Source organism: Dyadobacter sp. HNCC25DJ187 (assembly GCF_056895255.1).
In genome coordinates this window covers 1,877,162-1,890,524 of sequence record NZ_JBXHAT010000001.1, presented here as the reverse complement: position 1 = coordinate 1,890,524, position 13,363 = coordinate 1,877,162, and the positions used below count along the sequence as shown (strand labels likewise).

Annotated in this window: 10 protein-coding genes and 1 pseudogene; 7 read left to right on the top strand and 4 right to left on the bottom strand. The window is 35.5% G+C overall.

What is annotated here, in order from left to right:
- Positions 1–250: 250 nt before the first annotated feature.
- On the bottom strand, positions 251–2,242 hold the full coding sequence (locus AC1XUE_RS07865; RefSeq protein WP_483355388.1) for a hypothetical protein: 1,992 nt from the start codon (positions 2,240–2,242) through the stop codon (positions 251–253).
- Positions 2,243–2,619: 377 nt separating this feature from the next.
- Here AC1XUE_RS07865 and AC1XUE_RS07860 point away from each other — a divergent pair, with 377 nt between their 5' ends.
- The gene (locus AC1XUE_RS07860; protein WP_483355387.1) at positions 2,620–4,485 is read left to right on the top strand and encodes an O-antigen ligase family protein; all 1,866 of its coding nucleotides are present in this window, start codon (positions 2,620–2,622) and stop codon (positions 4,483–4,485) included.
- A gap of 49 nt (positions 4,486–4,534) precedes the next feature.
- A complete protein-coding gene (locus AC1XUE_RS07855) occupies positions 4,535–5,284 on the top strand; it encodes a hypothetical protein (protein ID WP_483355386.1) in 750 nt (249 codons plus the stop codon).
- A gap of 516 nt (positions 5,285–5,800) precedes the next feature.
- Here AC1XUE_RS07855 and AC1XUE_RS07850 read toward each other — a convergent pair.
- From AC1XUE_RS07850 to AC1XUE_RS07840, 3 genes and pseudogenes are all read right to left on the bottom strand, one after another.
- The gene (locus AC1XUE_RS07850; protein WP_483355385.1) at positions 5,801–6,712 is read right to left on the bottom strand and encodes a UPF0236 family transposase-like protein; all 912 of its coding nucleotides are present in this window, start codon (positions 6,710–6,712) and stop codon (positions 5,801–5,803) included.
- A gap of 71 nt (positions 6,713–6,783) precedes the next feature.
- Positions 6,784–6,996: a hypothetical protein gene (locus AC1XUE_RS07845; protein ID WP_483355384.1), complete on the bottom strand. Its 213-nt coding sequence runs from the start codon at positions 6,994–6,996 to the stop codon at positions 6,784–6,786.
- Positions 6,947–7,557, bottom strand: a pseudogene (locus tag AC1XUE_RS07840) (molybdopterin cofactor-binding domain-containing protein); the annotation flags it as partial. The pseudogene AC1XUE_RS07840 and the gene AC1XUE_RS07845, both read right to left, overlap by 50 nt.
- Positions 7,558–8,713: 1,156 nt before the next feature.
- On the opposite strand from AC1XUE_RS07840, the gene AC1XUE_RS07835 reads away from it, so the two are divergent.
- From AC1XUE_RS07835 to AC1XUE_RS07815, 5 genes are all read left to right on the top strand, one after another.
- Positions 8,714–9,100, top strand: coding sequence for a hypothetical protein (locus AC1XUE_RS07835; RefSeq protein WP_483355383.1), 387 nt, complete (start codon positions 8,714–8,716; stop codon positions 9,098–9,100).
- Positions 9,101–9,316: 216 nt separating this feature from the next.
- Positions 9,317–11,092, top strand: a complete 1,776-nt coding sequence (locus AC1XUE_RS07830; protein ID WP_483355382.1) for a hypothetical protein — start codon at positions 9,317–9,319, stop codon at positions 11,090–11,092.
- Positions 11,093–11,180: 88 nt separating this feature from the next.
- The gene (locus AC1XUE_RS07825; protein WP_483355381.1) at positions 11,181–11,615 is read left to right on the top strand and encodes a hypothetical protein; all 435 of its coding nucleotides are present in this window, start codon (positions 11,181–11,183) and stop codon (positions 11,613–11,615) included.
- A gap of 455 nt (positions 11,616–12,070) precedes the next feature.
- On the top strand, positions 12,071–12,862 hold the full coding sequence (locus tag AC1XUE_RS07820; protein ID WP_483355380.1) for a hypothetical protein: 792 nt from the start codon (positions 12,071–12,073) through the stop codon (positions 12,860–12,862).
- A gap of 118 nt (positions 12,863–12,980) precedes the next feature.
- Entirely contained in the window at positions 12,981–13,280 is a 300-nt protein-coding gene (locus AC1XUE_RS07815) for a helix-turn-helix domain-containing protein (RefSeq protein WP_483355379.1), read from the top strand.
- Positions 13,281–13,363 lie beyond the last annotated feature (83 nt).

Below are 13,363 nucleotides of genomic sequence, written 5' to 3'. Positions count from 1 at the left end.
TTCTTTACAGATTTTGCAGGCGTGAGGTCCCCCCTGAAAACAAGGGAGGACCTCACGAGTTTCCTATACTGTCAATCAGAATACCGATACAGAGAATGGCTTCCTGTAAGTGTAGGATGGTGGAAAAGATATCAGATAAAATATATTAAATTGCTTAAATACAGATGAATACATACCATATCGAATCTATTTAAAAATTGTGTGGTACCTCATGCTAGTATCTCGAAGCTTGATTTTGTGAATGAGAATGTCACATCCATTTTACCAAGTCGTCCTCAATTAAGAATATTCGTTCATCTTCTCCTTCATCAATATTTCTTAGCCACAGCAGTGCCCCGACCGGTATATTTGTAAACCTAACATGCGTAGTTGTCGCCGTTTTTACACCAAGTGATTTCCAGTTTTTATCATCCCAATAAAAAAGCTCATAACGCATACCACTGTAGATTCCATTTTTGTCATTCCGCGGACAGTAGCTTATTGCAGATATAGTGATGCTTTCAGATAATTCTATGCCCACCCAAAGTGAATCAGTAGATGATTGATTTACAATTATATCTGGCCTCTCAAAATTTATTGCATCGTGGTATTGAACAGTCTTTACATGACTGAGAAGGTCATCATCGAAAATATTTTTAAAATTATCTTTTGTTAGACCGGCTGAACCTATGTACCTCCCTTGCACTTTATCTAATTCTCGGTTGTAAAAAGAGATGGAGGCCGGACCACTTTTAAAATGGTAGTTAACTGAGGGAAATAAAAATCGTATGAATCTACCACGCTGAGGGTTAACATTTACAAACTGAACCTGCATCTCTGGCTTCTTCTCTATAATATGTAAATTCTTCGCGTTATTAAAATTTATATTATCAGCAATCTGGAATTTCCCTCCAATCATATCCATACACCTGGGGCCATAAATTCTTGGGTAAAGTATGGGATATTTCCTATTAAAGCTATACTCCATATTTCTGCCGATGCGTTTAACATGCTTTACAGTGCCGTGCTTATCAACTGAGATAGGAGATCCCGCAGGTACGAGTTTCCCGTTAAGACTGTAAGCAGGAAGATATACCATTTCTCTTCCCATTTTGGAAAATATAACCTTACCATTTACCAACTTACCCAGGCACAGAGGAGTCCACTCAGTCTTATCAAACGTACACAAATACATATCTGAATTCTTGGAAATGTCTAGCTCTATATCTGTTACTGGAAAAAGGTTGTCTGTAATATCTTCTTTGGTCGCCTGATCATAGAGTTCAAAGTTGAGGGACTTAGGATCTATGAAAAATTTAGAAAGATAAACCTTTGGAGCTCTATTATCTAAATAGAATTCATCGGGGTTAAGGTAACCAGTCGAAAAGTGGTGCCATTCTCCCAAACTGTCTAAAACTGCATTGAATTCATGCATGCCTGATCGGACACCCCAGTGAGGTATTGTACTTGCGGCTGATGCGATACCTAGACTTCGTAGTACAGCGATTCCCAGCGCTGTCTGATCGTAACAGGTTGACCATACTCTTCCTTTGAATAAGTTACTTAACTTGATTCCAGATGGTGAGCTTAAAATGAGATTGTCATCATAAATTGTATTCTGAAGCCATTTGTTTATGTAGCCACATACTTTAATTGGATCAGTAGTATATTTTAAGGTGTCCTTAACCCAAGCCAGCTCAGTAAAAATATAGCCCCTCCATTCATCAATCGGTTCAGAGCCAACCCTATAAGGTAAGATATATTTGCAAAATTCGTCGAAAGAATAAGATTTCGACCAAGGATTATCCCAAGCTTTAAAAGCGTATTCGATATTGTTGATTAGGAAATCGGCTGTGATGTAATCTATATCTTTAATTTCTTTTAGCTGCTTTAATTCGATTTCCCCTATTGTATTAAAATGCTCTTTCCATAAGTTATTAAATATTTCTTTCCTGATTGTCCTGTCCGTAAGTGAGTCACCAGTTAATTTGAGAGACTGGTCCGAATTATACATACTGGAGTAAATTGTATCGTACAGCGCACATTTAGAATTATAAAACGAACTATGATATGGCATATTCTTTATTAGATAAACGGCAGCTTTGTACTTGAGGCTGTCCTCAGGGCCTGAATAATGATCAAGAACTTTCTGAAGTTCTTGTCTATTACCGTCAGATGAAGAAAGTACCTTATCTAAATGAGCATCTTTCCTGGTACACGCATGAAGTGAGATAAAAATTAAAATAGTAATAAAATGCTTCATATTATAATTGAGATAGTAAGAATATTAATATAGTATAAGAGCTAAATGTATTTATTAGAATTTTATTAAAGTAAATTATTTATTCCCGATAGATTTAATTTTATCGATATTGGCACATTAATATTTACATTGAAAATTTTAAAATGTGATTTTATATAGAATTATATGTATATATACTATATTTTTTACATTATTCAGCATTTTATTTTGCAGTTTTATGAAAAATAAAAATAATATATCATATTGCATAATAATTAAAAAATAATATTCCAACGTTGTGAATTAATTGTAAGTAAACTAATTTGTGCCGTTAAATTTGATTGATACAATGATTATAATCTCTATAAATGATAAAACATGATAATATAAACGGCTATATGATTGGTGCATTTAGTGTGAACAATATTGTATCACTTTTATTTATTTGTTCTACATTTATACCCTTAGTTATACAAACTAATCATGACAATGAATACTTAGCTTATTCTTTGTTATCTTCTAAGCCAATTTACTTTATTAAATATTTATCTTTTGCATTTTCGTTTTTTTTGGCGTTATATTTAATTTCAAAAAAAATAGTTTGTATTCGTATTACATACATAGATATATGCATTTTATCAGTTATTTTTTTTATAATTACAAATAGATATTTGTTTAAAAATAATATTTCATTTTCCCTGCAATTTTATGAGTTAATAGCTTTATTTCTATTTTATCTACTAATTAGAATAATGATAACTAGATTCTATTATATTTTAGTTTTATTCATTTCTATAGGTGGAGTTTTTCAATCATTAGTTGGTATGCAACAAATTTTTGGGAATAGATCATCTAATAGTGATATTTTTTCTATAACTGGCGGATTTTTTAACCCCGGTCCCTATGGTGGTTATTTATGTATGACTTTGATCTGTTGTATTGGTGTATTAGTACATAAAGCACATTTATTAGATAATTTTATACCGAATAAGTTTTCATATATATACATAGCTAAACAGATAATTAGCTATATTTTAATAGCTTCATGCATTTTTATCTTCATATTTTTGGTTAAGTCTGAATCTAAGTCATCTTATATTTCGTTGGTTTTAGGGATCATATTATTATTTCAAGATAGAGGTATTAAATTTATTAAACATAGATTTAAACTGACGAACCATAATAGCATATTGTATATTTTTGGATCACTTCTCCTCGTATATTTTTTATTTTTTATTTATAACTATGATAGTGCTTCTTCAAAGGGAAGAATTCTTATATGGAGAGTCACGACCAACATAATATCTGATAACCTGTTGCTAGGACTTGGTTTTGATGGATTTAAGAAGATTTATATGGAATACCAAGGAGAATATTTTGCAGGTAGATATTCTGATGCTGACGTGTATATTTCGGATAATTCCATGTATGCTTTCAGTGACATTTTACAATTTACTGCAGAAAATGGTATTTTTGGATTGTCTATTGGAATGTTCTTAATGTATATTGTTATATTTTCTAAGTATGATAGTGAATATAGAGATTTAAAAATATTATGTATGTCTCTACTTTTTTCTGCATTTTTGTTTAGTATGTTTTCCTATCCGAGTCAAATTTTAGATATAAAATTAGTGCTTGTAGTTGCCTTATCTATTCTGTCTTCTATTAGTAAGTATAATATAAATATTAATATATCGATTGGTCGATATATGTGGTGTAGATCTTTTTTAATTTTATTTTTTTTATTCGGAGGTACTTATACATTTTTACATATAAGATCTGTAGAGGATGCTTATGAGAAGTGGCAGAATGGACTCATGAGCTATAGTTTTGAAGAATATGAAAAGAGTGTTGATCAACATAGAGAAGTTTATAAAATATTAGGTAATAACGGAGAGTTTCTGATGAATTTTGGTAAGTCGCTAGAGTTATCCGGTAATTTTAATGAATCTATTGTTGTGTTAGAAAGAGCTAAGTTATTTATGAATAATACGATTATTGAACTTGCTTTAGCGAATTCTTATAAAGAGCTAAAAAGGTGGAGTGATGCTGAGCAGTCCTATCAGAGAGCGATATTTATGATTCCATTTAGGTTATATTCTCACTACTTGTTAGAGAGGCTTTATAGAGATTCTGGTGAATGCGAAAAATCATTTGATAAGGCATTGAAAATACTGGATATGAATGCTAAAGTTCATTCTGTTGCAGTAGACGAGATTAAACATGAAATGAGAGTTGTGGTGTCAGCTGGAAGGTGCAATTAAGATTTTATTAGTACAAGTCAATTTTTATTCATCTAACTTAATTTTATTTATGTGCAATTTAACTTTTAAAGCTTTTTTTTTCTGTTTCCTTTCCTTTTTTATCATTTCTTGTTCTAATGATAAAACAATGATGGAGGACGAATATCATGAAGTGATATTCGATGGAAACGGATTAGAACCGGCATCTTTCAATGTGAATAAGAGGAAAGCCATCAGCGTGTTTAATACACCTATAGAGATCCGGTGGGTATCCAGAAACTATAGTGTAGAAATTGCTGAGGCTATAGACAGGTTGGTAGAGCTGGGTGTAAATATGAGTGATTACGACTTGACTAAGATGCGACTGAACAGTTATAAGGATACGCCTACCCATGCATTATCTATTCCGAAGGTTGGACTTCTGGACGTAGAAGAGCTAATCGTATATATTAGCCCTGGAAAAACTATTTTTTCAATTGCAAAATTCGATAACGCTAAGAATGGTGAAAAGACATTCTCTTTGACATCTCTCGATAGTAAGATTATTCACTATAGCATGAATCTTGGCTCTGACAATAAAATCAAAAATCTGAAAGTACGTAAGATACCAATGGTGGAATCATCAGTAACTTTAGCGAGTCTAAAAACCAGTGCAGCTCTGGCTCAGGAGACTTGTCCTAACAGGACTTCAAATTTCTCAGATTGTATGCTTTGCGCAATTCATGAAGAGTGTGGTACTGATTGGGCATGTCAAGCAGCATGTATGGCTGCACCTGTCGCATGCTTAATTGGTTTTGGACTAGCTTGTGGTATAGGTTGATACGATTTTGCAATTTTTTTATCAAAATGTTAACATTATGACTTCAACTTCAAGACTTTTTGTTTTTAAATCTTTGTTATCTGGCATAGCCTTGATTATTGTCGGTGCCTTCCTATTTATTCGTATACAAGATAAATTCTATTCCTACGGGTTATGGTGCGCTGGCTTGATTCATTTAATATTTTTCTGCTTTTTTTTATATAAATATTCTAGAAAGAAATGAATTAAGATATGTTGATATTCGTTCTCTTGCTATTAGGTTAAAGTAGTATTTACGCTATTTCACAATTCATTTTGTTATTTTAATTTCTGTTAATGTATTGCATAGGTTGATGATATCTGATGGTTTTCGATATTGTACTAGAGCAGGTGGTCTTATAAGACCACCTGCTACTTAGAAACATTTACTTATACGTTCAATACTTAGTATTCTTTGTTCTGTGGTTTGGCTACTCTAGTTGAGCCGCAGAGCAATTTTTTTAGTTATGGTAACCATTTTTAGGGTGCATTTCAAAACTACGCAGCCTGCTTTAATATCTGTGTGACACATCCCCATCGATTACTTTCCTTTATAACTCTGAGGTTAAGCATGGCCTGAGCGCCAATTGGAGTCCACCTCTGTCCACTTCTTTTCATCCTGCTCTGAATGACAGTTCTATGGGCGGCCTCAATTGGCCCACTCCCAATCATAAGCCCTTGATTTTTAAATACTTTGTATTTCATTCGCATCAGATTATTTTTATAATATTCCAATAACTTTGTTTGCTCTTTTTTTGTTGCTGGTGATAACTTTTTGAGTTTCGCTATGTTTTCAATAACCATTTCCGGGGTTCCTTCTAAAAGCTGTGTTTCTTGAACTTTCATCCACTTTCGGCGTTTATTTGGATTTTCAAAATGCAGCTTCGCAAAGTCAGACAAGTGTTCTACTGCATGGAAATAATCTAGTATATGGGTTGACTCTGAGAAGGTTTCGGTTAGATATTTCTGTATCCATATCGCCCCATCTGTGATAAAAACCAAGTTTTTTCTGTGGCTTTTGTATATTCCTAAACTAGCCTCAAATTTTGGAATAAAATCAATATATGAGCCTAAATGGCCGCTATAGGATGATTCCTCGAGTTTATATCGGATTTCGTTTTGACCTTTAGTGCCATTTTCGACCCGACTATCTTCCCGGAAAACCCGCCCGAGTTTAGCTTCTTGCCACCCTTCATCAGTCTGTATCATGCTGCCGTCAATAGAAGCATATACTTTTTGATTTCCAGTCAACTTAGGATGCTCAATTTCTTCCATTAAATCGGGAGTTAATTGATTACCAAGGAAATCGGTAACTCTATATACTTGACTTTCAGATACATTAATACCCAGAAAAGCATTGAGTAGATCATTGGATTTGGAGTAGACATCACTAACACCAGCTAATGCCATCAAATTTTGAAGATATGGGCTAATAAAAAAACCGTTGCACTTAGCCTGATAATGATGTGATTTAGCAAGTTCTATTTTTCCGAATCGGGTTTGACAATCGTTTTTTTTCGCTTGTCTATAGATGTTCCCTTTTTAAGGCTGGCTTGCATCACTTGACCTCCCAATTCTGTCCACACTTTTACAAAACCTTCTTCGTAGGCATAAAAGGTCTTTTCTGACTGTAAATCAGTTAATTTATCGTACTGAGCGTTTGCTAATGCCAAGAATAGTTTTCTCCATTTCATCCCTGAAAGGCTGGTTGTAGTAACGCTTGCCTTTCAACTTATATAATGCATTAGCTACTGCGCTAAAAATAGGAAGGAAAGGGGGGCTCCTAATCTCGCGGGGTCAAATTGATTTTTCACAAAATGAACTTTGATGCTTTTGGGTATTTCATTGATGCGGATCATTCTATAATTATTGAAATTATTCTTCTGGGGGAGCGCCGTATTTGAAAGTTAGCTCACCATAGAATGAATTACCTATTCCATCCACAACAGTGCCCTGCACCATATTGGTTGCTGGATCTGGATTGAAGACAATCCTACAGTCCATTGCGCTGATTACCTGCTCTACATAGGGCTGTCCATCACGAGTTACCATGTCTATGACATGCGCAGCATACGAGTTGTGACAGATGAAGGCTACCACACCACACTTGTACTTTTCATTACCAGGCTTTCCCCAATTGGACTTGTCGCGCACCAGCCCAGATCAAAGACACTGGCATACCTGTCAGGTTCATATTCATTGTTCTTCCCTACCTGATTCTTCTTTGCTCTTTTCAAAAGTTCCAATCTGAATTTTTTCTTCCCATGTTGAGTACGACAGGGAAATGATATTAGAGGAAACCAAAGCCGGGCAGTTACTTGCCAAATCTAAGGTAAAGCATATTAGTCGACCAAGCGGAGTAAATGAGGGTAACTTCATGAAAGTAAAACGCGGCTTTGAAAAGGGGGCCATCTGTATCTGAAATAGTAAGCCTGACTGGCATTAGCATCTCCAGAGTGAAGAGATACAGAAAAACGCCATTCTGTCAACGTCTCCAAAGTGTTATAGTAGGTATTCTTTTAAATATCAAGCATAATTATACAGAATGTTAACTCTGCGGGAAGAGTTAACATTCAAAGAAATGCATCACCCTGATTTCTGGTATTAAACAAATAAGATGGTGATATAGGAGTGATCCGACATAACGTTTAAGGAGCACGTTGATGCTTAGTTAATACAGATTGGAAAGAAGGAATCAGGTCTAACGGTATCTCTATACCGTTACTGCGTAGTATCATAAGGATCATAAACGCGCTAAACATTATTAACAGCAGCCTCCATGTGACTACCTTTATTATATCTAACATGCCCGTACGGGAAATCTTTCCTGCTTTTAGAAAAAAACCTGATTTAGAAAAGGAAACTTCCAAATTCTCTATATCGGATTCTTTATGTTCAATCTCAGTGGTCGTTATCATTTTTAATATAATTTGAATTAATGTGATCCTTACTATAGGTAAGGGTAAAAGTTTCTGGGGTGTAGCTGCGAACCGTGTTACAAACCAAATACATAGCTTTTAAAAAGGGTAGGACGCAAATTCGCGTTTTTTGAAAAATGTGGAACATAAATTATAAGTTGTTATAATCCACGCATTTATGAAAATTAGGACTGTGGCTAAGAAAAGCAGCCAAAATGCCTAAGTTTCAAACAAATCATTGTTATGGGCCAGAATGTAATTTTGAGGTTGTAAGGTGACCATTAAGGTCATGCCCTCTGTTTGTTCGGTATAAATCAGGTTCTGATATTCCCACTTCATACTTCTGTTTTCCTGCCTCCTTCATATCCTTAATTTTTATTTTGTGAGATATTGTTTGTGTTAATCGTGATGCAAAACACGGCTCAGGAACCAAAAAATGAAAGGACAAGTTATTAATAAATGTGGGACATAAATCATAAATAACTGATTATCAATGAATATAAAAGGTGCTGGGCGTAAGCCAATGGAAAGTGAATACAAAAGGGAAAAAAACATTCGGGTGAGATTGACTGAAGCGGAATTGTTACAGGTTCAGCAACTTTATAGAAAGACAAGGAAGCAGACAATTTCTGATATGATCAGAACTGTGATATTCAAAGAAAAGGTAACAGTTCGTGTCGAAAATAAGGAATTTCAAACCGTTATGAGAGACATTTCCAGCCTCTTGGATCAATCGGGTAAAATATTAAGAAGAAAGGCTCCAAAATATGAAGATCTTGAGCCTATAGTAGAGCGGTTGGAAACTTGTCTTAAGAATGCATCTGATAAGTTTGGGGCCAAGGTCCTTACTCTTGCAGATTTGGAAGACATAAATTCATAGCAGTTATTTCATAAAGGGGATAGGACCGAGAAGTATAAGATAGCAAAAAAGGTTGCTAATGCAACCTTTTCAGTTTCTTAGGGGTACGGAAATCACTTATGCTTCCTTAGCGGAAATAATAGAGGTAACTTCCGATCCCCCTTTCTGTATCTTTGCTCAGACGTGAGATTTATCAAGTCAAATGCTTATATCAAAGATACATAGATATTCTTAATTATGCAAAAATACAATCTAAGCTATACTGTAACTCCGATTCAAAGATTTTTCATAGACAGATGTATTGAGCTTCTGTATGTAAATAGCCTAGATACCTACAGACTCAGGTTACACAACCCTCTGACCCTTCTGAAAGAACTAATATCTGTTGGTAAGCTGACCGCAGATGGATTGCTGTCTAATAAAGTTTACATAAAAGACATATCAGAAGAACTGAGGTTGATTATAAGTGAAGGGAACCATGGATTCAATTTCAATAAATTCAGCGAGAATTATTTCATTACTCAGATTCTTAGTAAGAAAGAAAGTCCCAAAATGGTGTTGCAGGGTGCTAGAATCCTACTTTCTGACAATGCCGACTATCTACCGCGTCTCTTTGAACGGGTAAGGACATTGGCGAATTCTTACACGACTTTTCTTGATGAGCAAGAAGTGCTCAATCAAAAAGAGTATGACAAATGCCTTATAGAATTGAATACTTTATTAGGCCATCTTCTTGTGGAATTATTACAAAAAGGATTTTCTAAGAAATACCTCTATGACTTGTTTCAAATCTTTTTTATTCGCAAGACCGATGAGCACCTTGGGTTTAATGAGCGCATTGACATTTATGGGCAATTGATGGAAAAAGCCCCCGAAAAATTTGATATGGTATACTCCTTAGTTGGGACATCCTTTCAGGTTAATAAATTCAGCCTTATAGACAGTACGTACCAAACAGTGGATCGAAGGTTCAAAAAATCTTTGGAATCTGTGGTGAGTCAGAAGGTAACGGATTTTCTTTCCATGAATGACGGAACACTGATTAGATTTCCAATCATGGCTCATGATTATTATAAGGCTGTCGAGCTTTCCATGGAAAAAATCTCTAAGGACCTTGACGTGTATCACATGGGTTTTACCAAAGGTCAGGTAAAGATCTCCAAAAATTGTGCAATCATTGGAGAAGTTGATAAAGCCAAAGCCAACGTTTCTCCAGTCAATTTTCAAATTGACGGATACATCCGCAGTAATTCCACGGTTTTTGATCTGCTGTTAAGCAAGATAAAAAAGGCGGAAACAAATGGGGTAGATGAGCGCAGCTATGATAAGTTGCTGTCAGCAATCAGATATTTTAGAACCGGATCAGAAGCTGTTGAGCTGGAAACCAAGTTTCTGAACTATTGGATTGGACTGGAGTATATCTTTACTTCTGATGGCAATTCTGACTCAATTTCAAACATGAGGGAGCATTTTCCAGTATGCCATTCTAATGTCTATGTGAAAAGAGCATTACTCGATTTCCATAAAAGCATCAAGAGGCAGGAGATTAACGTTCATTTGGATGACTACAACGACGATCTGGATTATTTAACAAAATTCAATACATACAAAACCATTATTGAGCACAGTTCTGCTGAATTACCAAAATTTCGGGCACTACAATTTCAAGGGTGGACAAGTAACCCAGATAATATTCAACGGTCTCTTAAAAAGCACCAGGAAAACTTGAAATTGAATTTGACCAGGCTATATAGGATTAGAAATGAGATAGTACACAATGCAGCGATTAAAAAAGGTATACTTGTTAATATCGCCCACTTACGGTATTATTTCACATTTATTCTTAATTCGATTTTAGATTTTATGGCGGAACAACAAGTGGATCTGACAAACGATGGAAAGATAAGTTTGGATGACTATTTCATTTCTCAGAGTATTATTCAAGGCTGGCTTCAGAAGAGTACAATCCAGGAACATATGAAAGTAGTAAACCCTTCGGAGATCTTTTTCTAAATGTAAATTTTAACAAATATTTCAAAAATTGCTGATAAAGAGTGGCTTATTTAGATTAATATCGATATTTTAGAAGAAAAAACTTCATATGCCATTATTTATCCCATTCCTTATCAAGGGAGCTATTATAGTAGGAAAAGCTGTAATCGCTTCAAAAAAAGTAGCAGTGGTATCTAAAGTAGCCACTGGAGCTATTAATGCCTACGGGGCAACTGCTGTAGCAAGTACAGCAGCTACCGCATGCATTGCAATTGGAGGTATCTATTGGTCTGCAGAGAGGGTAGACGATGTGGAAAAATGCTATGAGACTTGGCAAAAGGGAGATTACCAGGCATTAGCTGGCCAAATGGCATCACTAGCATCAAAAATGCATTCTGTAGGCACTGATTCAATTGCCAATTCGTGGGGAGAGGTTTTGAAACACCAAGGACACAATAGTATGGATGTTTTAAAATTTGTCAAGGATTGTCTTGATTTAAGTTCGGAGGCATTTCGTGAATTTAAACGGCCTGCTTTAAGCTGAGATGTATTTCTATAATTATTTAAGAGTCCTCAGTCTCACAGAATGGGGACTCTTTTTTAATGGTCTACTTCGCAGGTCAAATGCTTGGGCAAAAAAGTTGTATAACTAAATGTTATGTTAAATATACACTGAGATTATTTAAGGTATTTAGCTCGAATTACTACGCTCCTATGCTTTTGGATGCCGTAGCTTCCTATATCTCATTTACAAAAGTTGTTCGAGTGAATAGCTGATCACTTTCTCAACCTGTACAGATATTTTACAGCTAACAAAAACTTCACAATCATTCCCTAAATTCGTATGGATGCCTGATACACAGGCTGATATTAAATGTGTGAACGATAACAGCGCGAAGGATGAACTTACAATCAAACCTACAGTATCCATTTTTTAAATACATCTTGGAAGAATTTTCAGGAAGCTTTTTTCAGAATGATATTACCTGTTTAAACAGAATGCTTATTCTATATCACAACAGGTTGCTTTTTTCCATTCATGATGACACAGATCGCTACCTGGACGACTATAAAGCATACTTACATAACCCGGTTAATTTTTGGTATATTCCTTCGATAAGAAGAGAATGTATTAACCGGGTAAGGCTTAGAATGGCATATATTCTGGAAAATAACCGTATCATTTTTGAGCAGCTGCTGGCAAGAAATGATTACAACTCTCCGGAGGCGAAGCAGCAGACACTTGTTCAGATTTATCGATGGCTTGAGGTGCTACCAGAAGCTAATCAATCAACTTCCGGTGTCGATGTGAATGAATGGAAAAGAGAGCTGAAGAAAAACGTCGTAGATTCCCTTGTATCCCCCGTTGAGATCACAGTGCAAAAAGTATTAAAGAAGTCAGGGTATGGTCATTTTTCTGAGTTGCTGACAGGAGAGACATTTGAAGATAAATATGAGAAATTCCAGCGGCTAATCACCATTCTTATTGATAACCAATGGATTGAAAAAGCAAATCGGGATGACCTATACATGTTTAGATACAGTGGACGAGGGGCTCGACTTCAACTTGCTGCACTGTATTACGTTTTAAATGCTGGTGGACATATTACAGAGGAACTCATGGCTACACAGATTGCTGAACTGTTTAATGGTTGGCTGACCCACAAAATATCAAAGGATTCTTTTATCAAGGCTTTTCAGGCGGAACAGCAGGATACTTTTAACTGTGGAACGCGTCAGTCGAGATATAAATATGTGCAGGATTGCAGGCTTTTACTCCGCGATTTATAATGGAAATCCTGAAAAATTAAGTTCTGTGATTCTTTTCATTCCCGCCCGAACGGCGGGAATTTTTTTGATGCGCCCTCAGACCAATTTTGCTGCGTGTTAAACTTAAACGGTAAGCAATATGGTTAATGGAAAAACAAAAGTATCCGATCTAACTGTCGAAGAATTGGAGCAGATACTATCTAAAATTAATGTCCCGTCTCCCAGCGATCAAAGTCAAATTGTAATGGATGCCTCGCAAGCGTGTGAATTTCTGGACGGCATGTCTAAGGATGCGCTCTACTATCGATGCATGCACAACGTAATTCCCCACATTAGAAAGGGCAGGAAGCTCTACTTCATCAAAGATGTGTTGGCGCAATGGAAAATTCAGAATATTCCTGGAAGTGAGAAGATTGTTTCTTCTGTAAAGCCGGAATAATTAACTGTTCTGAAGCCTAAACTGAAAGAAGTATAGTGCTTTCGCTGGTGTAAAATCTAATAATGGTGAAAATGTCTGAATGT

Coding starts and splice junctions, on each gene's coding strand:
- AC1XUE_RS07865 (WP_483355388.1), bottom strand. CDS start 2,242: ATGAAGCATTTTATTACTATTTTAATTTTTATCTCACTTCATGCGTGT.
- AC1XUE_RS07860 (WP_483355387.1), top strand. CDS start 2,620: ATGATTGGTGCATTTAGTGTGAACAATATTGTATCACTTTTATTTATT.
- AC1XUE_RS07855 (WP_483355386.1), top strand. CDS start 4,535: ATGTGCAATTTAACTTTTAAAGCTTTTTTTTTCTGTTTCCTTTCCTTT.
- AC1XUE_RS07850 (WP_483355385.1), bottom strand. CDS start 6,712: ATGGCATTAGCTGGTGTTAGTGATGTCTACTCCAAATCCAATGATCTA.
- AC1XUE_RS07845 (WP_483355384.1), bottom strand. CDS start 6,996: ATGAAATGGAGAAAACTATTCTTGGCATTAGCAAACGCTCAGTACGAT.
- AC1XUE_RS07835 (WP_483355383.1), top strand. CDS start 8,714: ATGAATATAAAAGGTGCTGGGCGTAAGCCAATGGAAAGTGAATACAAA.
- AC1XUE_RS07830 (WP_483355382.1), top strand. CDS start 9,317: ATGCAAAAATACAATCTAAGCTATACTGTAACTCCGATTCAAAGATTT.
- AC1XUE_RS07825 (WP_483355381.1), top strand. CDS start 11,181: ATGCCATTATTTATCCCATTCCTTATCAAGGGAGCTATTATAGTAGGA.
- AC1XUE_RS07820 (WP_483355380.1), top strand. CDS start 12,071: ATGCTTATTCTATATCACAACAGGTTGCTTTTTTCCATTCATGATGAC.
- AC1XUE_RS07815 (WP_483355379.1), top strand. CDS start 12,981: ATGGTTAATGGAAAAACAAAAGTATCCGATCTAACTGTCGAAGAATTG.